This is a genomic window from Pseudoxanthomonas sp. 97-1-1 (genome assembly GCF_057773125.1).
This window is the reverse complement of sequence record NZ_JBYMTJ010000003.1, coordinates 514,960-535,581: the sequence shown is the minus strand read 5'-3', so window position 1 is coordinate 535,581 and position 20,622 is coordinate 514,960. Positions and strand designations below refer to the sequence as shown.

The window sequence follows — 20,622 nt, the reverse complement described above, 5'->3', positions numbered from 1 at the left end:
GCCACGCGCCCGGATGACGAACAACCTGTAGGAGCAGCTTCAGCCGCGACCGGATACCTGCACGCCGCAGGAAACACATGCGCATCGGCTGCCATCGCCCGCGACAGGCATCATCACGAGCACGGTCGCCGTGCGGTCGCGGCTGAAGCCGCTCCTACAGGAAGCGCGCCCGCTCCTCCTCCGTCGGCACCCGGCATGCCGTCATCCCGAACCACCGGTACCGGTGTCGCGCGATCCAGCGGTATAGCGGATCGCGCACACCACGCGGCACCAGGGCGATCACCAGGGCAAGCCGCCACGCACCGCCCAATCCCATCAGCACGCGACGGATCGCATCGCTGTCGGTCCATGCGCAATGACCATCGACCAGCAGGAACGACGCAGGATCGTCGGGATCCAGCCCATGCCCTGCCAGCAGCGCGCGCCCTGCGTCCGACTGCATGGCGGCGAAGCGATAACGTCCCACGCGATCATGCTTCAGCAGGAAGCGTACCCATCCATTGCACAGCACGCAGATGCCATCGAAGACGATGATGGGGCCTTGTGCAGCGGAGGGGTCGTTTGGGGTCATTCAACCTCTCCGTGACGCTTGAGGGCTCCCCTCTCCCCGCATGCGGGGGGAGAGTGCCAACGACGAGTGAGGGGCGAACGGAGTCCGCCATCCGTCGGCCCACTGCGGTGATGCAACAGGCGACGCACGGACATACGCTCGTCTTGCGAGCGACGAAAAGCGCCCCTCATCCGCCCTCCGGGCACCTTCTCCCCCGCGCGCGGGGAGAAGGAAGGCCCATCACGCGTCGCGGACATCGAGCCACCCGCGGTAGTGCACCAACAATCCGGTGAACGGCAACGACGCCCAGACGTCGAACCGGTAGCGCCCGTCCTCGCCGAACTCTCGTGCGCCCACGCCCGTGAACCAACGCGCCGGCAACGACACGCCGAACACACTCACCCGAACGACGCGCCATGCGATGGCGTGGTCCACGACCTCCAGTCGGAAGCCGAACGTCGCCAGGCCCAGCCGCTCGCACAGCACCTCACCGTCGCGCCACAGGCGCGAGGGCATCGCACGCCCGCCGATGAAGCGCGTCCAACGCTCGGTGTCAGGCGATGCCTCGATCTCCACGCATAGCGGGCCGGCGCCAGGCGGCGGAAGATGGGTGGCCGCGGCGATCAGCCGTGACAGCCATCGACCGCCGCGCTCGACCTCGACGCCACCCCGATATCGATTCACGCCCTGCGCCATGTGCAACGCGCGCACCGGCACCGGCAGCCCGTCGAACGCCGGCCCCAGCACCTGCGCGAACAACGACCTTACGGCTGCATCCATGCCAGCGTGGCGATGCGGCCGCTGCGGCCATCGCGGCGGTGCGAGAAGAAGCGCGCGGGCTCGCTGATCGTGCAGAGATCGCCGCCGTGGATGTCCGCAGGCGTCACGCCATGCGCGGCCAGCCGTCGGCGTGCCAGCGCCGGCAGATCGGCCAGCCAATGGTTCTCGCGTGTCGGCACGAAGCAGGCTTCGGCATCCGCATCGTGTGCGACGAACACGTCGAAGACGTCCTTGCCCACTTCATACCGCCGCGGCCCCGCAGCCGGACCTATCCACGCCATCACCTCCGCCGCCGGCGTCGTCATCGCGTCCAGCGCGGTTTCCAGCACCCCTTTCGACAGGCCGGGCCAGCCGGCATGCGCGGCCGCGATCTCGCTGCCGTCCTTCGCGGCGAACACCACCGGCAGGCAGTCGGCGGTGAGGATGGCCAGTACCACGCCGGGTGTCGCCGTCACCAGCGCGTCGGCCACCGGTTCGTCGGTATCCGGATCGGCAGGCGCATCCACACGCAGCACGTCGATGCCATGCACCTGCTTCAGCCAGTGCGGCACCGACGGCAGGCCGGCGAGTTCGACCAGTTGCGCGCGATTGCGCGCCACCGTGGCCGGGTCATCGCCATCGGCGGCGTAGCGGTTGCCGAGGTTGAAGGTGTCGAACGGTGCCGCCGAACATCCCGCGCCATGACGCAAGGTGGTGAAGGCATGCACGCCGGGAGGCGCAGACCAGCCGGCGGACACGACCGGCGCGCGGTTCATCCGCGCTGCGCCTTGCTGTCCGCGCGCAGGGCCGCCAGCAGCGCCACCATGTCGGCCGGTACCGGCGCGGTGACGCGGACCGGTTCACCGGTGGCGGGGTGAGCGAACTCCAGGGTCTCGGCATGCAGCGCCTGTCGCCGGAAGCTGCGCAACACGGCGATCAGTTCCTCGCTGGCGCCCTTGGGCAAACGCAGCGGCCCGCCGTACAGCGGATCACCGATGATCGGGTACTTGATGTGCGCCATGTGCACGCGGATCTGGTGCGTGCGGCCCGTTTCCAGCCGGCACTCCAGCGCGGTGTGCGCGCGGAAGCGTTCGCGCAGGCGGTAGTGGGTAACCGCATCGCGGCCATCCTCGCGCACCGCCATCTTCAGTCGATCGCGCGGGTGGCGGTCGATCGGCGCATTCGCCGTGCCGCCTGAGACCATCGCCCCGACCACCACGGCCAGGTACTGGCGGTGCACGTCGCGCGAGGCCAACTGCGCCACCAGCGAGGTATGCGCCGGCACGGTGCGTGCGACCACCATGACGCCGGAGGTGTCCTTGTCCAGCCGGTGCACGATCCCGGCGCGCGGTAGCGCCGACAGCGACGGGTCGCGGAACAGCAGCGCGTTGACCAGGGTGCCGGTGGGGTTGCCCGCACCGGGATGCACCACCAGCCCGGCAGGCTTGTCCAGCACGAACACATGCTCGTCCTCGTACAGCACGTCCAGTGGGATGTCTTCGGGCAGTGCGTGGGTCTGGGTGTCCAGTACCACGTCCAGGCTGGCGGTCTCGCCGCCGCGCACGGGGTCGCGCGGGCGCACCACCTGGCCGTCCAGCAGGGCGTTGCCGGACTTGATCCACTCGGTCAGGCGCGACCGGGAGAACTCGGGGAACAGCTCCGCCAGCGCGGCGTCGAAGCGCCGGCCGGCCGCGCTGGCGGGCACGATGGCGGTGCGGAGGCTGTCGGGGGAATCGGTATCGGTCATGCGGAAAGACATCCAGGGAGGCCATGCTCGGTCCGTATTGGCCGATTGTTCATGGCGAAGGCGGCGCCTAGGCTATCATCGACAGCCTGTTTCCCTGCCGCGGCCTGCCGCCAGCCCATGACCCAGCGTGCCCTTCCCCGCTCCACCCGCCGTTCCGCGCCCGCCCGTTTCGTCCTGCTGGCGCTGGTAATCGCCTTCGCCGGGACCGGCTGCGGCAAGATCTTCAAGAAGAAGGAAGCAGCGGAAAACCAGCCTGTCGAGGTGATGTACCAGGAAGCCCACCAGGCGATGATGAACAACAACTGGGACCGCGGCCTGCAGAACTTCCGCCGCCTGATCGCCCAGTATCCGTACGGCCCTTACACCGAACAGGCATTGATGGAATCGGCCTACGCCGAGTACAAGTCGGGCAAGCTGGACGATGCGGTCACCACCATCGACCGCTTCATCCGCACCTATCCGACCCATCGCAACGTCCCGTACATGTACTACCTGCGCGGGCTGGCCAACTCCAACCGCGACACGGTGTTCCTGCAGAAGGTCTGGCGCCTGGAAGCCAGCCGTCGCGACCTGGCCACGCCGATGCAGGGTTACAACGACCTCAACCGGGTCGCCGAGAACTACCCCAACAGCCGCTATGCCGCCGATGCGCGCCAGCGCATGAGCGTGCTGCGCAACCAGTTCGCCCTGCACGAGCTGGACACCGCGATCTACTACCTGCGCCGCGATGCGTGGGTGTCCGCCGCCAGCCGCGCCAAGTACCTGCTGGAAACCTACCCGCAGAGCAGCCACCAGAACGACGCCATCGCCGTGCTGGCCGAGGCCTACACCCAGCTGGGCAACGAAACCCTCGCCGCCGACGCCAAGCGCGTGCTGGAAATCAACGATCCGCAGCACCCCTGGCTGGCCGGCAAGTGGCCCGACTACCCGTGGATGGTGCGTCGCCTGAACCCGTTCGGCGCCGAGAAGTCGATCAATACCGCCGACAGGCGCAACGACGACTGATCCAACCGGACACGGAAACGGAAAAGGGCCGCAAGGCCCTTTTTCATGTGCGGATGCCTGCGCGCCCTGCATGCGCAGGTGTTCCGGCTCCGCCCGGAGCGCGGCGACTCACTCGTCGTCCGCAGCACCTTCCCAGTCGAAGCGCGTAAGCACCGCCAGCTGTTGCGGTTCGATCACGCCGTTGTGCTCGATGCCATCGATGACCCAGGTAGGGAACACGGTCACGCCCGCCGCCGCACAGGTAGCCGTCATCGGCGCGTTGCGCCCGCCGGGTGAGCATTCCACGTAGGGCAACTGCTCCGCCGCGTGCCCGAAATGGCGCTTCTGCCGGCTGCACTCCACGCACCACGAAGCACCGTAGAACTTCGCGCCATACGCGGACAGATGCTGCGCCAGCGCCTCCGCACGTCGACTCTCCGGACGCTGGTGCAGCAGCCCGCTCTGGTGCACGTGCAGGACCGCGACCACCAGCAGCACCGGCAGCGCGTGGACGCCCCACCAGCGGCCCCAGGGCTGGCCTGGCGCGGACGCGGGGCGACGCGCCTGCAGCCACGCGAACATCGCCACCAGCACCGCCAGCGATGCCAGGCAACCCACGCAGAAGGCATCCAGTACCCACGCACCGACCACCGTCAGGTAAACGCTGATCGCCAGCCCCAGCAGCACCAGCCGCCACTGCCGTTGCCAGCGCAGCAGCGGCGATGCCTTGCTCATCACGGATACCAGCCCGACCACCGCGTACAGGCCGAAGCCCCACAGCGCCATCGGCACGCCGAGCAGGGTCGACCAGCCGCTGCGCTGGATCGCATCGCAGCCGCCGTCGCTGGTGCAGAACGCCGAAGCCGAACCGCTGCCCGCCGTCCAGGCCAGGTAGCCGGTGATCAGCAGGCCCAGCGCCGCCAGTGCCAGCATCACCCGGTCCGGCGGTGTCGCGTGACGGGGTGCGGGGGATGCCGTGCGGTCGCGGTGCGGCGAGCGCTTCTTCTTCCTTGCCATGCCGTTTCCTTCCTACAACGCGTACTTGTTGGTGATCGGGTAGCGGCGTTCGCGACCGAAGGCCCGGCGCGACACCTTGGGGCCGGGCGCCGCCTGGTGGCGCTTCCACTCGTTGATGCGCACCAGTCGCAGCATGCGGTCCACGGTCGCTGCATCGAAGCCGGCAGCGACGATCTCGTCCCGCGACTGCTCCAGGTCCACGTAGCGGAACAGGATGGCGTCCAGCACATCGTACGGCGGCAACGAATCCTGGTCCTTCTGGTTCTCGCGCAGCTCCGCGGACGGCGGACGGTCGATCACGGCAGGCGGGATCACCGGCGCACCGCCCACGGTGTTGCGCCAGCGCGCCAGCGCGAACACCTCGGTCTTGTACAGGTCCTTGATCGGCGCATAGCCACCGCACATGTCGCCATAGATGGTGGCGTAGCCGACCGCGTATTCGCTCTTGTTGCCGGTGGTCAGCAGCAGGCCGCCGAACTTGTTGCTCAATGCCATCAGGATCACGCCGCGGCTGCGCGACTGCAGGTTCTCCTCGGTGGTGTCGGCGGGCGTGTCGCCGAACACCGGGCCGAGCGCTTCAAGGAACCCCTTGAACGGCGCCTCGATGGAGATCGCCTCCAGCTTCACGCCCATCGCCGCGCACTGCTCGGCGGCCAGGTCGTTCGACAGGCCGGCCGTGTAACGCGACGGCAACCGCACCGCGGTGACGTTCTCCGCGCCCAGCGCATCCACGGCCAGCGCCAGCACCAGCGCCGAATCGATGCCGCCGGACAGGCCCAGCCACACCTTCGAAAAGCCGTTCTTGCCGCAGTAGTCGCGGATGCCGCGCACGATGGCGCGCCACGCCAGCGCATCGCGGCTCTCGTCGCCATCGTCCATCCAGACCACCGGACTGAACTTGCGCGTGGCCACGTCGAAATCGACCACCAGCCACTGGTCGGTGAATGCCGCCGCCGCAGGATGCACGGTGCCGTCGCCATCGGCGACCACGGAGGCCCCGTCGAACACCACCGCATCCTGTCCGCCCACCACGTTGAGGTAGGCCAGCGCCATGCCCGTCTCGCGCGTACGCTCGGCGATCAGTGCGTCGCGCTGCGCATGCTTGTCGCGGTCGAACGGCGAGGCATTCGGCACCAGCGTGAGCACCGCGCCGGCCTTCCCGGTTTCGGCCAATGGCTCGGGGAACCAGAGGTCTTCGCAGATGACCAGCCCCACCTGCGTGCCTTTCACCTCGAAGACACAGCTGCCACCGTCCGGATCGACATCGAAGTAACGGCGCTCGTCGAATACCGCGTAATTGGGCAGTTCGCGCTTGCGGTAGGTCACCTCGACCGCGCCGTCGCGCAGCACGCTGGCCGCGTTGTAGACCACGCTGCCCGCACTCTGCGGCCAGCCGACCACGGCGACGATGCCGTGCGTGGTGGCGGCGATCTCCGTCAGTGCCGTCTCGCAGTCGGCCAGGAAGCGCGGCCGCAGCAGCAGGTCCTCCGGCGGATAGCCACTGATCGCGAGTTCGGGAAACAACACCACGTCGGCGCCGTATTCGTCGCGCGCCTCGGCGATCATGCGCTGGATGCTCGCCGTGTTCTGCGCGACGCCGCCGACCGGGAAGTCGAACTGCGCCATGGCGATGCGGAGGGTCTGGGTCATGTCGGCCTTCTGAAACTGCCTCTTCCCCCGTGCGCGGGGGAAGGCTGGGATGGGGGCGAGTGTCCGAGCCAACGGAGTATCAGCGCCCGGACACCTTCAAGATTCGCCATGACCTCATTATTCCAGAAGCGCAGGGTGCGGAACCCTTTCTCACGGAGAAACGCATCGCGCGCGCAGTCAGTCTCGGCGTCCATATGCTGTCCGCCATCCACCTCGACGACCAGTGCGCCTTCGAGGCACCCGAAATCGGCGATGTATGGGCCTATCGGAACCTGCCGACGGAAGCGGAAGCCTTCAAGTTGCCGACGACAGAGGATGCTCCAGAGCCGGCGTTCCGCGAGCGTCATGCCGCGCCGCAGTTCGCGCGCGCGGTTGCGTTTCTGTCCTTGTCGCATAGTGCACGCCCTGTGCTTGGGCTTCGTGGCCATTTTGCCCCCATCCCAGCCTTCCCCCGCAAGCGGGGGAAGGGGCGGACCGCGCGCGGGATCGGGATCGGGATCGGGATCGGGGATCTTGGACCGGAACCGGGAAACTTTGCGGCCCCCGGACAAGGCCCCCTCCTCCGCTTGCGGGGGAGGGTTGGGGTGGGGGCAACGAAGCCTGTGTCCCCACACTTGCCCGGAACAACCCGAACGTCACTCCCTTTCACCCGCCGCCCAGAAAGCAGAAAGCCGCCCGAAGGCGGCTTCCTGCGTGAAGCGCGACAGCGAGGCTTACTTCACCAGCTTCGCGATCGCCGCGCCCAGGTCGCCCGGCGAACGGACGGTGACCACGCCCGCTGCTTCCATCGCCGCGAACTTGCCTTCCGCCGTGCCCTTGCCGCCCGACGCGATCGCACCGGCGTGGCCCATGCGCTTGCCGGCCGGAGCCGAGGCGCCGGCGATGAAGCCGACGACCGGCTTCTTCACGTACTTGGCGATGTACTCGGCACCGGCTTCCTCGGCGTCGCCGCCGATCTCGCCGACCATGATGATGCCTTCGGTCTGCGGGTCTTCGTTGAACAGCTTCAGGCAGTCGACGAAGTTCAGGCCGTTGATCGGGTCGCCGCCGATGCCGATGCAGGTCGACTGGCCCAGGCCCACTTCGGTGGTCTGCTTGACCGCTTCATAGGTCAGCGTGCCGGAGCGCGACACGATGCCGATCTTGCCCGGCTTGTGGATGTGGCCCGGCATGATGCCGATCTTGCATTCGCCCGGGGTGATCACGCCGGGGCAGTTCGGCCCGATCAGCACGGTGTCCGGGTGCGAGCCCTTCAGCACGTTGTCCACGCGCAGCATGTCCAGCACCGGGATGCCCTCGGTGATGCAGACGATGACCTTGATGCCGGCCGCGGCCGCTTCAAGGATGGCGTCGGCCGCGAACGGCGGCGGGACGTAGATGACGGATGCATCGGCGCCGGTGCTCTTGACGGCATCGGCGACGGTGTCGAACACCGGCAGGTCGATGTGGGTGGTGCCGCCCTTGCCCGGGGTGACGCCGCCGACGACCTGGGTGCCGTACTCGATCATCTGGGTGGCATGGAAGGTGCCCTGCTGGCCGGTGAAGCCCTGCACGATCACCTTCGTGTTCTTGTTGATCAAAACGCTCATGGATAGTTCCTTCGGTGTCGTGGATCAGGCGGCAGCTTTGACGGCAGCGACGACCTTCTTGGCACCGTCGTTGATGTTGTCGGCCGGGATGATGGCCATGCCGCTGTCGCGCAGCAGCTGCTTGCCTTCTTCCACGTTGGTGCCTTCCAGGCGGACCACCACCGGCACCTTGACGCCCACTTCCTTCACCGCGGCGATGATGCCCTCGGCGATCATGTCGCAGCGGACGATGCCGCCGAAGATGTTGACGAAGATGCCTTCGACCTTGTCCGAGGACAGGATCAGCTTGAACGCCTCGATCACGCGCTGCTTGTTGGCGCCGCCGCCCACGTCGAGGAAGTTCGCCGGCTCGCCGCCGTTGAGCTTGATGACGTCCATGGTGGCCATGGCCAGGCCCGCGCCGTTGACCATGCAGCCGATGTTGCCGTCCATGGTCACGTAGTTGATGTCCATCTCCGAGGCCAGCACTTCGGTCTCGTCTTCCTGGCTCTTGTCGCGCATCGCGACCAGGTCCTTGTGGCGGAAGGCGGCGTTGTCGTCGCTGTTGAACTTGCCGTCCAGCGCGTACAGGTTGCCGTCGTCCAGGATCGCCAGCGGGTTGATCTCGACCAGCGCCAGGTCCTTCTCGTTGAAGATGCGGTACAGGTTCACCATGATGGTGGCGAACTGGCCCGCCTGCTTGGCGGTCAGGCCCATCTTGAAGCCGAACTCGCGGCCCTGGTACGGCTGCACGCCTTCGACGAAGTCGACGTTGAGCGTGTGGATCTTGTCCGGCGTCTCGGCCGCGACCTGCTCGATCTCCACGCCGCCCTCGGACGAGGCGATGTAGGTGATGGTGCGGGTGCCGCGATCGACCAGCACCGACAGGTACAGCTCCTTCACGATCTCGCCGGCGGTGGTCACCAGCACCAGGTTGACCGGCAGCTCCACGCCGGCGGTCTGGTAGGTGGCCATCCTGGTGCCCAGCATCTTGCCGGCGGCCGCCTTCACGTCATCGACGGTCTTGCAGAACTTGACGCCGCCGGCCTTGCCGCGACCGCCCGCGTGGATCTGGGCCTTGACCATCCAGGGGCCGTTGCCGAGGGACTGGGCGGCAGCAACCGCTTCGTCCGCCGTGGCGGCGACTTTGCCGGCCGGGACCGGGATGCCGTACTCGGCCAGCAGCTGCTTGGCCTGATATTCGTGGAAATTCATGCGTCACCGTGGGTAGGGAACAGAAGACATCGCCCACGGCCGGGGCCACGGGGGCGGCGGCGCGGGCGAGCCCCCTATTGTCGCCGACCGGGCCGGATGGCGCAAAACCCGGTACCTAAGCCTTTGGTGGAACAGGCGGAAACACGGTCCCGGCGCGCAGCCGGGGGCCAGCCTGCCTATACTGGCCGCCTCGTCACGGGGAAGTACGAGTCTTGCGTCAGGCCCAGTCGCTCCTGTCCCGCATCGAATCAGTACCGCGCCGCGAACTGTATTTCTTCGCGCTGTACCGCGTGCTGGAAGCGGGCATCCTGGCCGCGCTGATGTTCAGCCCGCTGGGCGATGTGCTCGGCCAGCCCCGCCACGAAGACCTCGGCATGCTGGTGGCCATCGGCTACCTGGTGCTGGCGCTGGTGCTGTTCTTCGTCGGTCGCAGCGTGCAGTGGCTGGTGTGGATCGTGTTCGTCAGCGTCTGCCTGGACGTGCTTGTCGCCGCGCTGATCACCCACGCCCTGCCTGGCGCCACGGCCGGCGTGGCGATGATGCTGCTGTTCAATGTGTCCGCAGCGGCCCTGCTGCTGCCGTCCACCCGGATGGCCCTGGTGGTGGCGCTGATCGCCATTGCCGCGCTGTTCGGCGAGTATTTCTTCACCCTGTTCCACGACCAGAACAGCAGCCGCTCGCTGGCCGAAGTCATCATGTTCGCGGTCAGTTACCTGGCCCTGGCCTACCTCGCCCACCAGGCCGGGCAAAAGGCGCGTGCCAGCCAGGCGCTGGCGGACAAGCGTGGCGAGGAAGTCGCCAACCTGTTCGAAGTCAACGAACTGATCATCCGGCGCATGCGGACCGGCGTGCTGGTGGTCGACGCCGACAACCACATCAAGCTGTCCAACGAGGCCGCCAGTCTGCTGCTCGGGGACGGCGGCGATGGCAAGGGCGTCGACGGGAAGGGACTGTCGCTGCAGCACGCGGCGCCCGAACTCGCCCGCCGCCTGCAGCGCTGGCGCAATGGCTGGCAGACCGACGAAACCCCGATGCAGTTCTCGCCGGACCAGCCGGAAGTGCAGCCCCGCTTCGCCCGCCTGCTGGCCGACAGCGACACCTCGTTGATCTTCCTGGACGATGCCACGGTGGTCTCGCGCCGGGCCGAATCCCTGACCCTGGCTGCGCTCGGCCGCTTTTCGGCCAGCCTGGCGCACGAGATCCGCAATCCGCTGGCCGCGATCAACTACGCCGTGCAGCTGCTGGAGGAATCCCAGCAGGTCAGCGACGGCGACCGCCGCCTGCTGCAGATCATCCACCAGCAGTGCCAGCGCACCAACGGCATCGTCGAAAGCGTGCTGGGGCTGGCCCGTCGCGAACGCGCCACCCCCGAGCACGTGGACCTCAATACCTTCGCGCGGCGTTTCGTGGACGAGTACCAGCAGACGCTCTCCATCGAGACCGACACGCTGGAAACCATCATCGGGGCCAAGCCGGTGCCTGCGCTGGTGGATTCACGCCACTTGCAGCAGGTGGTCACGGTCCTGGTGCAGAACGCGCTGAACTACGGGCGCCTGCCGGGGGAACCCGCGCGCATCCGCATCCGCGTGTTCAATGCCGATGGGCGCCCGACCATCGACGTGATGGACCGCGGCCCCGGCATCCCCGAGGCCGTGGCGGCGCAACTGTTCCGGCCGTTCTTCACCACGTCCGAGCATGGCACCGGCCTGGGGCTCTACATCGCCCGCGAACTGTGCCGGGCCAACCAGGCCACGCTCGAATACGTCCCGGTGCCGGGCGGCGGCAGCTGTTTCCGCATCATCCTGCCCGGGCCGCACGCGTTGTTACCCGCGTAGGCACGGCTGGCCGCGCCGCCGGAATCCCCTGCAGGAGGCCCTTCATGCCCCACCGGGGCACATGGGCAGGATGCCTTCAGATGTGATCATGCAACCGCTTCTTGCCCAAGAGCGCCCATGCGGGCAAGCCCGGGACGCACGGCATACATGCCACGCCACGATCACAGGCCGTTGCCTACCATGATTCACATTCAGCCGGTACACTGCCCGCACAGGGGCAAGAGGGGGGATGCATGAATCAAAGCCGTAGTGCCCTGATCGTCGATGACGAGCGCGACATCCGCGAACTGCTGACGCTGACGCTGGGCCGCATGGGCCTGCGCATCGACACCGCCGCCAATGTAGGTGAGGCCCGCGAGTTGCTGGCACGCAACACCTACGACCTGTGCTTCACCGACATGCGCCTGCCCGATGGCAACGGCATCGACCTGGTCGGCGAGATCTCCCGGAACTATCCCAATACGCCGGTCGCCATGATCACGGCGTTCGGCAACATCGAGCTGGCGGTGGAAGCCCTAAAGGCTGGTGCCTTCGATTTCGTCAGCAAGCCCGTGGACCTCGCTGTCCTGCGCGGGCTGGTCAAGCACGCGCTTGAACTGAACAACACCGATCGCGCTCCCCCGCCTCCTCCTCCGCCCGAACAGGCCAGCCGCCTGCTGGGTACGTCGGCCGCGATGGATGCGTTGCGCGAGACGATCGGCAAGGTGGCGCGCAGCCAGGCGCCGGTCTACATCATGGGCGAGTCCGGCACCGGCAAGGAGCTGGTGGCCCGCACCATCCATGAGCAGGGTGCGCGCGCTGCCGGTCCGTTCATTCCGGTCAACTGCGGCGCGATTCCCGCCGAGCTGATGGAAAGCGAGTTCTTCGGCCACAAGAAGGGCAGCTTCACCGGCGCGCACGCCGACAAGCAGGGCCTGTTCCAGGCCGCCAGCGGAGGCACGCTGTTCCTCGACGAGGTGGCCGAGCTGCCGCTGCCCATGCAGGTCAAGCTGCTGCGCGCCATCCAGGAAAAAGCGGTGCGCCCGGTTGGCGCGTCCGGCGAGGCGCAGGTGGACGTACGCATCCTGTCGGCCACCCACAAGGATCTTGGCGAACTGGCCGCCGACGGCCGCTTCCGCCACGACCTGTACTACCGCATCAACGTGATCGAACTGCGGGTGCCGCCGCTGCGCGAGCGCACGGGCGACCTGGCGCAGCTGACCAGCGCCGTCCTCGAACGCCTGGCGGCCCAGCACGGCCGCATGGCGCCGTCGGTCTCGCCGGAGGCGATGGAAGCGCTGGGCCGTTACCCGTTCCCGGGCAATGTGCGCGAACTGGAGAACATCCTGGAGCGCGCGCTGGCCATGTCCGAGGGCCACAGCATCGAGATCGACGACCTCTACCTGCCGCAGGCGCCTGCCGGCAAGAAGTTCGGTGGCGATTTCAGCCCCGGGGAAGTGATCCGCGATGTCCCGGGCGCGGTGGATGTGGACCCTGCAGCCGGCGCCCTGCCCGAGTACATCGAGCAACTGGAGCGCGCCGCGATCCAGAAGGCGCTGGAAGAGAATCGCTGGAACAAGACCAAGGCCGCCGCCCAGTTGGGCATCACCTTCCGGGCGTTGCGCTACAAGCTGAAGAAGCTGGGGATGGAATAGGCCAGCGCACGCCGCGCGCCATTCCCAACGTACCCGCAGGATCGGCCCCGGGCTCGATGCTCCTGGATGGGTCACTCGTGAAAGCATCGCGCCGAAGGGCGCTCCTGCGCGACGTATGTCATGCACCGGGGCGCTGTGGGATACCGCGCCCGCATGCGCGATGCGTTGGACGCGGCCTGCGGAGACACCTTATATATGTGCCTCCGCACAAACGTGCGCCGCATCTCACAGTGACCCGGGCGACCATTCGCGTCACTTTCTGACGCAAATGGTCACATGGCCGTGCAAGCGCCATTGGATTGACGCGCACCACCTCGACAGGCCGATGTCGCAATCTGTGAACTGCTCCGGCATTGACCACGATTCCCGATACACAACAGCCGGGAATGATGCGATAGTCCCGCCCGACTTCGGCGTCAGGGTTTCCTTCCGGGGAAGTGTGGGGGAATCGCTGGGGGTATCAGAAGTTGGCACGCAACCTGCTCTACATCCCGTGCACGCGTCGTTTAAACGCGGCGCCCACGGTCCATGTAGGGACACGGGGCTTGTGTCCCTAACCATCAAGCCAATCCTGAAAGGGGAAACACCATGAAGAAGAACGCCCAGGGCTTCACCCTGATCGAACTGATGATCGTCGTCGCGATCATCGCCATCCTGGCCGCCATCGCGCTGCCGGCTTACAACAACTACCGCATCCGTTCGGCCGAAGGCGCTTGCCAGGCTGAAGCCAAGGCCTACATGAACTCGGCCGTGGCTGCTGCCCAGACCCCGGGCATGACGGTCGAGGTTCCGGAAGCCGAAGCCTGCACCGCGCCGGTCGCTGCCCTGACGGCAGCCCAAGTAACTGCTGGCGCCCAGATCACCTTTACCCCCGCCACGCCGGGCGTGCTGGCGACGATCTGCGACGCCGATACCGCCACCTGCCGTATGGCGACTGCCGCTGCTCCGTAACAGTGTTACGTCACCAGATGCAAACAAACCCCGCTTCGGCGGGGTTTGTTTTTTGCGCCCGCTCAACCCACGAAAAATTGCAGCGGTCCGCCGCCTCATGAAACGCACGGGTTTCAGCTTGCGCAACGCAAGGTGACACTCATCACAGATTGTAGAATGAACAACCACGCAGCGGCCAGCGGCGCCCTCATTGGCGTGGTCCTTGCTTGACTGGAGCACGCGGTTTTCACTTCAGGGGTAGCTCACATGTCACGCACCACACGCGGCTTTACGCTGATCGAGCTGATGATCGTGGTTGCCATCATCTCCATCCTGTCCGCCATCGCACTGCCGGCGTACAACAACTACCGGATCCGCGCGGCAGAAGGCGCTTGTCAGGCCGAGATGAAAAGCTACGCCAACTTTTCTTTGGCCACGCTGCACAACAACGACACACCGGATGCCGCCCCGCTCGAGGCATGCAGTGCAGCCGTAGATGCGACCGCCATCGGCGCGGACATCACGGGAACGCCACAGGAGCCCGGCACGCGCCGCACGCTCTGCGATATGGAAACCGGCAACTGCGTACTGGAGTAAGTCATCCGGCGGATGCCGCTTCCGCATGAAGGCAAGCGCACAGTGGCGATGAAGACATTTCGTATCATTGGGGGCACGGTGCTTCCCATGACTAAAATGCAGCGCCTGAGCTAAAGTCTCACGCAGATTCCGGAGCTTCCCGCCATGAACGCAGTCCCCGCAGCCAATCTCGTAGGCATCACCGGCCTCGCCCGCCGCTTGGTCCAGGACGGCGCCATGGACGAGGTCAGCGCTCGTGCCGCCATGGCCCATGCTACGGAAGCCAAGGTGCCTTTGCCGCAGTGGATCGCGGAAAAGCGGCTGGTCACAGCACCGCAACTGGCGGCCGCGAACGCGATGGAATTCGGCATGTCGCTGCTGGATGCGACCGCGTTCGACCCGAGCCATAACGCGCTGAAGCTGGTCAGTGAGGAACTGGTGCAGAAGCACCAGGTGCTTCCCCTGTTCAAGCGCGGCAACAAGCTGTTCGTCGGTGTCGCCGACCCCACCCGCAGCCATGGCGCACTCGACGAGATCAAGTTCCACACCAACCTGATCGTCGAACCCGTGCTGGTGGACGAGGACCAGCTGCGCCGTACCCTTGAGCAATGGCAGAACGCCGCCAACAACCTGTCCAGCAACTTCGGCGATGACGACGATGGGCTGGAAAGTCTGGAAGTGGATGCTTCCGATGAGGATGGCGGTACCGACAATGCGGTCGACTCGAAGGGCGATGACACGCCGGTCGTGAAATTCGTCAACAAGGTCCTGGTGGATGCCATCAAGCGCGGCGCCTCGGACATCCACTTCGAGCCCTACGAAAACGACTATCGCGTGCGGCTGCGCGTGGACGGCATCCTGAAACAGGTGGCCAAGGCGCCGACCAAGCTGAAGGACCGCATTGCCGCGCGCATCAAGGTGATGGCGCAACTGGACATCGCCGAGAAGCGCGTGCCCCAGGACGGCCGCATCAAGCTGAACCTGTCCAAGAGCAAGCAGATGGACTTCCGCGTCAGCACACTGCCCACCCTGTTCGGCGAGAAGGTGGTGCTGCGAATCCTGGACGGCAGCGCCGCCAAGCTGGGCATCGACAAGCTGGGCTACGAGCCTGACCAGCAGAAGCTGTTCGAGGAGGCCATCCAGAAGCCTTACGGCATGGTGTTGGTCACCGGCCCCACCGGCTCGGGCAAGACCGTGTCGCTGTACACCGCGCTGGGCATCCTCAACGACGAGACGCGCAACATCTCCACCGCCGAAGACCCGGTGGAAATCCGCCTACCCGGCGTCAACCAGGTGCAGCAGAACAACCGTCGCGGCATGACCTTCGCCGCCGCGCTACGCAGCTTCCTGCGCCAGGATCCGGACATCATCATGGTCGGCGAAATCCGCGACCTGGAAACGGCCGAAATCGCGATCAAGGCCGCACAGACCGGCCACATGGTGCTGTCCACGCTGCATACGAACGACGCGCCCCAGACCGTCGCCCGCCTGATGAACATGGGCATCGCGCCGTACAACATCACCAGCTCGGTGACCCTGATCATCGCGCAGCGCCTGGCGCGCCGGCTGTGCTCGAAGTGCAAGCGCCCGGTGCAGCTGCCCCCGCAGGCCCTGCTGGCTGAAGGCTTCAGCGAGGCCGAGATCGCCGCCGGCTTCACCGTCTACGAGGCCGTCGGTTGCGACGAGTGCACGGGTGGTTACAAGGGCCGTACGGGCATCTACCAGGTGATGCCGATGAACGACGCGATCCAGGAGATCGTGCTGGAAGGCGGCAATGCGATGCAGATTGCGGAAAAGGCACAGAAGGCCGGCATCCGCGACCTGCGTCAGTCGGCGCTGCTGAAGGTACGCAACGGCATCACCAGCCTGGCCGAAATCAACCGCGTTACGAAGGATTGAGGCGGGAGACACTGGCCCCCGCCCCGTATTCCGCACCTGATGTTCCGCTCCCTCGCGTTTGTAGGAGCGCCTTCAGGCGCGATGCTTTTCGTTCGGACCAGATTCGAAGGCGTCTCGCCGAAGCGTCTCCCTACAAATGAGCTGGGCTGGGCTGGCAGCCTTGTCTGTGATGCGCTTCGGGCAAGAGCATCGCGCCTGAAGGCGCTCCTACAGACGCAAGATGGGGTCCCGCCCGGGAGACACCTGGCCCGGCCATATCACCGAAACCCGGCCGCCGTCACAGGCGCGGCGCTTCCCTTGGGCGGATAACCGGCTAACATGGGGCGATGAAGTCCGGATGGGGAAAGCCGGACAGGGGAAATCCGATGGCCGTGACCCGTTCCGCCGCCAAGAAAACCGCCTCCGCGCCCGTCCGCGAGAACCCGCTGAACCTGTTCGTCTGGGAAGGCACCGACAAGCGCGGCGTCAAGATGAAGGGCGAGCAGCAGTCCAAGAACGCCAACTTCCTGCGTGCCGAGCTGCGCAAGCAGGGCATCACGCCCAACGTAGTGAAGGTGAAGGGGAAGCCGCTGTTCGGCTCCGCCGGCAAGCCGGTAACGGCGAAGGACATCGCCTTCTTCAGCCGCCAGATGGCGACGATGATGAAGTCCGGCGTGCCCATCGTGTCGTCGCTGGAGATCATCGAAAGCGGACAGAAGAACATCCGCATGAAGAAGATGGTCGAGCAGATCCGCTTCGACATCGAAGGGGGATCTTCATTGCACGAAGCAATCAGCAAGCATCCTGTGCAGTTCGACGAGCTGTACCGCAATCTGGTGCGGGCTGGCGAGGGCGCCGGCGTACTGGAAACGGTGCTGGAGACCATCGCCAATTACAAGGAAAACCTCGAAGCCCTCAAGGGCAAGATCAAGAAGGCGTTGTTCTATCCGGCGGCGGTGATCGCGGTCGCCATCCTGGTCACCTCGGTGATCCTGATGTTCGTGATCCCCGAATTCGAGAAGACTTTCGCCAGCTTCGGTACTGAACTGCCTGCGTTCACTCAGATGATCATGGGCGCCTCGCGGATCATGGTGAGCTGGTGGTGGGCCATCCTGATCGTGGTCGCGGGCAGCATCTTTACCGCCCTGTTTTTCTTCAAACGATCCCCCGCGTTCCAGCACGCAGTCGACCGCGCCATCCTGAAAGTGCCGGTAATCGGACAGATCATGCACAATTCATCCATCGCCCGCTTTGCCCGCACTACGGCGGTGACCTTCAAGGCCGGCGTGCCACTGGTCGAGGCGCTGGACACCGTTGCCGGTGCGACCGGCAATACGGTCTATGAGAAAGCGGTCTTTCGCATGCGCGACGACGTATCGGTCGGTTATCCGCTGAACATGGCAATGAAGCAGACCCAGTTGTTCCCGCACATGGTGGTCCAGATGACCGCTATCGGTGAGGAAGCCGGTGCGCTGGACACCATGCTGTTCAAGGTGGCCGAGTACTTCGAGCAGGAGGTCAACAACGCGGTGGATGCGCTGGCCAGCCTGATCGAGCCCTTCATCATGGTCATCATCGGCGTGCTAGTGGGTGGCCTGGTCGTCGGCATGTACCTGCCCATCTTCAAGATTGCGGCGACGGTGGTCGGCTGATCCATGGCGTTTCTGGACCAGCACCCCGAACTGGGGTACCCGGTGGTGGCAGGCCTGGGCCTGCTGGTGGGCAGCTTCCTCAATGTGGTCATCCTGCGGCTGCCGCGGCGGCTGGAGTGGGAGTGGAAACGTGACGCCCGCGAGGTGCTGGAGGAGCCGGAGATCTACGATCCGCCGCCTCCCGGCATCGTGGTGGAACGCTCGCACTGCCCGCACTGCAAGACGGCGCTGTCGTGGTACGAGAACATCCCGCTGTTCAGCTGGTTGGCTCTGCGCGGCAAGTGCCGCCACTGCAAGGCTTCGATCTCGCCGCAGTACCCCATCGTGGAATTGCTGACCGCGTTGCTGGCGGTGGCCTCGGTGTGGCGGTTCGGGTTCGGCTGGCAGGGTTTCGGCGCGGCGTTGCTGAGCTGCTATCTGGTGGCGCTGAGCGGCATCGACCTGCGCACGCGGCTGCTGCCCGACCAGCTGACGCTGCCCTTGATGTGGCTGGGCCTGATCGGCAGTCTCGACAACCTCTACATGCCCGCCAAGCCGGCACTGCTGGGCGCCATCGCCGGCTATGTGTCGCTGTGGCTGGTGTGGTGGCTGTTCAAGCAGATCACCGGCAAGGAAGGCATGGGCCGGGGCGATTTCAAGCTCCTCGCGGCCCTCGGCGCCTGGGTCGGGTTGAATGGCGTGCTGCCCATCATCCTGATCTCCTCGCTCGTGGGTGCCGTGGTCGGTTCGGCCTGGCTGGCGATGCGGGGCCGCGACCGCGCCACGCCGATTCCGTTCGGCCCCTATCTGGCCATCGCCGGCTGGATCGTGTTCTTCTGGGGTCAGCAGATCGTGGACGCCTACCTGCGTTTCGCCGGCCTGAAGTAGGGGCGCCCCGCGGGCGCTCGTACATAATCCGCCCATGAGCGACTACTTCATCGGATTGACCGGCGGCATCGCATCCGGGAAAAGTGCGCTTGAGAAGGCGTTTGCCGCACATGGCATCACGGTGGCGGATGCCGACCTGCTCGCACGCGAGGTGGTCCGCCCCGGCGAACCTGCGCTGGACGCCGTGGTGGCGCGCTTCGGGCGCGATGTGCTGATGGCGGATGGCCAACTGGACAGGGCGGCGCTGCGCGTGCGCGTGTTCGGGAACGACGAGGAGCGGCGTGCGCTGGAAGCGATCCTGCATCCGGCCATCCGCGCGCGGCTGCTCGCCCTCTGTCGAACTGCCGACAGCCCCTATGCGATCGCGACGGTCCCCCTGCTCACCGAAGGCGGGGGCCGCCGGGCCTATCCCTGGCTGCACCGCATCGTGGTGGTGGATACCCCGGTCGCCGTGCAGAAGGCACGGTTGATGCAGCGTGACGGCATCGACGCGGCACTGGCGGAGAAGATGATGGCCGCCCAGGCCTCGCGCGCCGAGCGCCTGGCGCTGGCCGACGACATCGTCGTCAACGACGGCGACCTCGCCCACCTGCAGCGTGCAGCCGATGGACTGCACCTGCGCTACCTGGCGTTGGCTGGATTCGTCTCCTCGTAGAGCCGAGCGTGCTCTGCTGGAGCCTGTCGGAAACGCATCGCGTAACCGAACACACTCGGCTCTACGTCATCCACGGCGCTTCCTAGGCGGCGGCCGGCCACAGTCCGCGGATCGCGGCGATGCCCTGCGCACCATGCCGGCGCGCGTCGGCGATGTCGTCGGTCGTCATGCCGCCGATGGCATAGATCGGCAACGACACGCCCTCGCGCAGGCCGGCGAAGCCCGGCCATCCCAGGGGCTCGCCGCCGGGATGGCTCTGGGTCGGGTAGATGCTGCCCACCACCGCGAAATCGCATCCCAGCGCCTCCGCCTGCCGCAGGTCCGCTGCGGCATGGCAGGACGCCGCGACCGGCAGTCCTTCCGGCAGCGGCCGGGTCGATAGGGCCGCCAGTTGCGTGGCGCGCAGGTGGACGCCGACCTGCAGTTCGCGCGCCAGGTCGATGTCGCCGTTGAGCAGCGTCTCGACGCCCGCCTCGCGGCAGCGCGCGACGGCCTGGCGGGCCAGCGCACGCCAGGGCTCGCCCTCCAGTCCGCGCGCGCGGATCTGCACGCGACGGGTACCGCGCGCCACCGCTTGCTCGAGGCCATCCAGCCAGCGCGGGACGTCGTCCGGCTCCGGGGTGACCAGATAGCGATCCGGCTGTAGCAGCGCGGCCACCACCGGGCGATCGGCCGGCGGCATGTCATAGCGCATCAGCTTGTCCGGTGCGACCCAGGCCAGCGCCTGGCCTTCGTGTCCGCGCGGCGTGCCCTCCCATCCGGTCAGGTGCCGCACTTCCAGGCACAGGCGCTTGTCGGGGTATTGCTGGGGCACACTGATGATGTGGTCGCCGACGCGGGCCTCGATGCCAAGTTCCTCGCGCAGTTCGCGCACCAGCGCCTCCTCGGGACGTTCCCCGGGCTCCTGCTTGCCGCCAGGAAACTCCCAGCGCCCTGCCAGGTCGCGTCCTTCCGTCCGGCGTGTCAGCAGGATGCGGCCGCGCGCGTCGGTGATGACGGCGGCCATGACGTGGATGGAGCGCAGCGGAGTAAGCATGGAAAAAGCTTGCCGGGAACGGTCAGGTAGACGCAAATAGTCTCGCCCGGACCGGATGTCGCGCGCAAA

At 66.5% G+C, this 20,622-nt stretch carries 19 protein-coding genes; 9 read left to right on the top strand and 10 right to left on the bottom strand.

Going from position 1 to position 20,622, the window contains the following annotated elements; all coding sequences use genetic code 11:
* Positions 1–154 precede the first annotated feature (154 nt).
* The 4 genes from AC3DET_RS14350 to rluD all read right to left on the bottom strand — a co-directional run bounded on the left by AC3DET_RS14350 (position 155) and on the right by rluD (position 3,056).
* Positions 155–571 (bottom strand): thiol-disulfide oxidoreductase DCC family protein, encoded by a 417-nt coding sequence (locus AC3DET_RS14350; protein WP_488392051.1) that lies wholly within the window; start codon positions 569–571, stop codon positions 155–157.
* A 219-nt stretch (positions 572–790) separates the two neighbouring features.
* A complete protein-coding gene (locus tag AC3DET_RS14345) occupies positions 791–1,330 on the bottom strand; it encodes a DUF4166 domain-containing protein (protein WP_488392050.1) in 540 nt (179 codons plus the stop codon).
* A complete protein-coding gene (gene pgeF, locus AC3DET_RS14340; RefSeq protein ID WP_488392049.1) occupies positions 1,315–2,085 on the bottom strand; it encodes a peptidoglycan editing factor PgeF in 771 nt (256 codons plus the stop codon). The genes AC3DET_RS14345 and pgeF overlap by 16 nt, the downstream gene beginning before the upstream one ends.
* Entirely contained in the window at positions 2,082–3,056 is a 975-nt protein-coding gene (gene rluD, locus AC3DET_RS14335) for a 23S rRNA pseudouridine(1911/1915/1917) synthase RluD (RefSeq protein ID WP_337731502.1), read from the bottom strand. Before rluD ends, pgeF begins: the two co-directional genes overlap by 4 nt.
* Before the next feature lie 117 nt (positions 3,057–3,173).
* Between rluD and AC3DET_RS14330 the strand changes: the two genes are divergently transcribed.
* Positions 3,174–4,061: an outer membrane protein assembly factor BamD gene (locus AC3DET_RS14330; protein WP_192202008.1), complete on the top strand. Its 888-nt coding sequence runs from the start codon at positions 3,174–3,176 to the stop codon at positions 4,059–4,061.
* A gap of 108 nt (positions 4,062–4,169) precedes the next feature.
* Here AC3DET_RS14330 and AC3DET_RS14325 read toward each other — a convergent pair whose 3' ends face one another.
* The 5 genes from AC3DET_RS14325 to sucC form a co-directional block, all read right to left on the bottom strand.
* The gene (locus tag AC3DET_RS14325; RefSeq protein ID WP_488392048.1) at positions 4,170–5,057 is read right to left on the bottom strand and encodes a vitamin K epoxide reductase family protein; all 888 of its coding nucleotides are present in this window, start codon (positions 5,055–5,057) and stop codon (positions 4,170–4,172) included.
* A gap of 12 nt (positions 5,058–5,069) precedes the next feature.
* Positions 5,070–6,707 carry an NAD+ synthase gene (locus AC3DET_RS14320; protein WP_488392047.1) on the bottom strand — a complete coding sequence of 546 codons (1,638 nt, stop codon included), beginning with the start codon at positions 6,705–6,707 and terminating at the stop codon, positions 5,070–5,072.
* A complete protein-coding gene (locus AC3DET_RS14315; RefSeq protein ID WP_488392046.1) occupies positions 6,704–7,135 on the bottom strand; it encodes an endonuclease domain-containing protein in 432 nt (143 codons plus the stop codon). Before AC3DET_RS14315 ends, AC3DET_RS14320 begins: the two co-directional genes overlap by 4 nt.
* A 285-nt stretch (positions 7,136–7,420) precedes the next feature.
* A complete protein-coding gene (sucD, locus tag AC3DET_RS14310; protein WP_142125725.1) occupies positions 7,421–8,296 on the bottom strand; it encodes a succinate--CoA ligase subunit alpha in 876 nt (291 codons plus the stop codon).
* Positions 8,297–8,320: 24 nt separating this feature from the next.
* Positions 8,321–9,490, bottom strand: coding sequence for an ADP-forming succinate--CoA ligase subunit beta (gene sucC, locus AC3DET_RS14305; protein ID WP_488392045.1), 1,170 nt, complete (start codon positions 9,488–9,490; stop codon positions 8,321–8,323).
* Positions 9,491–9,702: 212 nt separating this feature from the next.
* Here sucC and AC3DET_RS14300 point away from each other — a divergent pair, with 212 nt between their 5' ends.
* The 8 genes from AC3DET_RS14300 (at position 9,703) to coaE (ending at position 19,517) form a co-directional block, all read left to right on the top strand.
* On the top strand, positions 9,703–11,325 hold the full coding sequence (locus AC3DET_RS14300; RefSeq protein WP_488392044.1) for a sensor histidine kinase: 1,623 nt from the start codon (positions 9,703–9,705) through the stop codon (positions 11,323–11,325).
* 233 nt (positions 11,326–11,558) lie between these two features.
* Positions 11,559–12,959, top strand: coding sequence for a sigma-54-dependent transcriptional regulator (locus AC3DET_RS14295; RefSeq protein WP_142125722.1), 1,401 nt, complete (start codon positions 11,559–11,561; stop codon positions 12,957–12,959).
* Positions 12,960–13,547: 588 nt separating this feature from the next.
* Positions 13,548–13,910 carry a prepilin-type N-terminal cleavage/methylation domain-containing protein gene (locus AC3DET_RS14290; RefSeq protein ID WP_488392043.1) on the top strand — a complete coding sequence of 121 codons (363 nt, stop codon included), beginning with the start codon at positions 13,548–13,550 and terminating at the stop codon, positions 13,908–13,910.
* Positions 13,911–14,156: 246 nt separating this feature from the next.
* Complete coding sequence (locus AC3DET_RS14285) at positions 14,157–14,486, top strand: type IV pilin protein (protein ID WP_488392042.1); 330 nt, start codon at positions 14,157–14,159, stop codon at positions 14,484–14,486.
* A gap of 144 nt (positions 14,487–14,630) precedes the next feature.
* Positions 14,631–16,364 (top strand): type IV-A pilus assembly ATPase PilB, encoded by a 1,734-nt coding sequence (pilB, locus tag AC3DET_RS14280; protein ID WP_488392041.1) that lies wholly within the window; start codon positions 14,631–14,633, stop codon positions 16,362–16,364.
* A 365-nt stretch (positions 16,365–16,729) separates the two neighbouring features.
* The gene (locus tag AC3DET_RS14275) at positions 16,730–17,995 is read left to right on the top strand and encodes a type II secretion system F family protein (protein WP_488392040.1); all 1,266 of its coding nucleotides are present in this window, start codon (positions 16,730–16,732) and stop codon (positions 17,993–17,995) included.
* 3 nt (positions 17,996–17,998) lie between these two features.
* Positions 17,999–18,862, top strand: coding sequence for a prepilin peptidase (locus tag AC3DET_RS14270; RefSeq protein ID WP_488392039.1), 864 nt, complete (start codon positions 17,999–18,001; stop codon positions 18,860–18,862).
* Positions 18,863–18,896: 34 nt separating this feature from the next.
* Positions 18,897–19,517: a dephospho-CoA kinase gene (gene coaE, locus AC3DET_RS14265; protein WP_488392038.1), complete on the top strand. Its 621-nt coding sequence runs from the start codon at positions 18,897–18,899 to the stop codon at positions 19,515–19,517.
* Positions 19,518–19,599: 82 nt separating this feature from the next.
* Here the strand turns inward: coaE and AC3DET_RS14260 are convergent, their stop codons facing one another.
* Complete coding sequence (locus AC3DET_RS14260) at positions 19,600–20,553, bottom strand: Nudix family hydrolase (protein WP_488392037.1); 954 nt, start codon at positions 20,551–20,553, stop codon at positions 19,600–19,602.
* Between the last annotated feature and the right edge of the window lie 69 nt (positions 20,554–20,622).

What these genes read in the sequence shown, in the direction of transcription:
- AC3DET_RS14270 (WP_488392039.1), top strand. Translation starts at nt 17,999, where the DNA reads ATGGCGTTTCTGGACCAGCACCCCGAACTGGGGTACCCGGTGGTGGCA.
- rluD (WP_337731502.1), bottom strand. Translation starts at nt 3,056, where the DNA reads ATGACCGATACCGATTCCCCCGACAGCCTCCGCACCGCCATCGTGCCC.
- AC3DET_RS14325 (WP_488392048.1), bottom strand. Translation starts at nt 5,057, where the DNA reads ATGGCAAGGAAGAAGAAGCGCTCGCCGCACCGCGACCGCACGGCATCC.
- AC3DET_RS14295 (WP_142125722.1), top strand. Translation starts at nt 11,559, where the DNA reads ATGAATCAAAGCCGTAGTGCCCTGATCGTCGATGACGAGCGCGACATC.
- AC3DET_RS14260 (WP_488392037.1), bottom strand. Translation starts at nt 20,553, where the DNA reads ATGCTTACTCCGCTGCGCTCCATCCACGTCATGGCCGCCGTCATCACC.
- sucC (WP_488392045.1), bottom strand. Translation starts at nt 9,490, where the DNA reads ATGAATTTCCACGAATATCAGGCCAAGCAGCTGCTGGCCGAGTACGGC.
- AC3DET_RS14290 (WP_488392043.1), top strand. Translation starts at nt 13,548, where the DNA reads ATGAAGAAGAACGCCCAGGGCTTCACCCTGATCGAACTGATGATCGTC.
- AC3DET_RS14345 (WP_488392050.1), bottom strand. Translation starts at nt 1,330, where the DNA reads ATGGATGCAGCCGTAAGGTCGTTGTTCGCGCAGGTGCTGGGGCCGGCG.
- AC3DET_RS14320 (WP_488392047.1), bottom strand. Translation starts at nt 6,707, where the DNA reads ATGACCCAGACCCTCCGCATCGCCATGGCGCAGTTCGACTTCCCGGTC.
- AC3DET_RS14285 (WP_488392042.1), top strand. Translation starts at nt 14,157, where the DNA reads ATGTCACGCACCACACGCGGCTTTACGCTGATCGAGCTGATGATCGTG.
- AC3DET_RS14330 (WP_192202008.1), top strand. Translation starts at nt 3,174, where the DNA reads ATGACCCAGCGTGCCCTTCCCCGCTCCACCCGCCGTTCCGCGCCCGCC.
- pilB (WP_488392041.1), top strand. Translation starts at nt 14,631, where the DNA reads ATGAACGCAGTCCCCGCAGCCAATCTCGTAGGCATCACCGGCCTCGCC.
- sucD (WP_142125725.1), bottom strand. Translation starts at nt 8,296, where the DNA reads ATGAGCGTTTTGATCAACAAGAACACGAAGGTGATCGTGCAGGGCTTC.
- coaE (WP_488392038.1), top strand. Translation starts at nt 18,897, where the DNA reads ATGAGCGACTACTTCATCGGATTGACCGGCGGCATCGCATCCGGGAAA.
- AC3DET_RS14275 (WP_488392040.1), top strand. Translation starts at nt 16,730, where the DNA reads ATGGCCGTGACCCGTTCCGCCGCCAAGAAAACCGCCTCCGCGCCCGTC.
- AC3DET_RS14350 (WP_488392051.1), bottom strand. Translation starts at nt 571, where the DNA reads ATGACCCCAAACGACCCCTCCGCTGCACAAGGCCCCATCATCGTCTTC.
- AC3DET_RS14315 (WP_488392046.1), bottom strand. Translation starts at nt 7,135, where the DNA reads ATGGCCACGAAGCCCAAGCACAGGGCGTGCACTATGCGACAAGGACAG.
- pgeF (WP_488392049.1), bottom strand. Translation starts at nt 2,085, where the DNA reads ATGAACCGCGCGCCGGTCGTGTCCGCCGGCTGGTCTGCGCCTCCCGGC.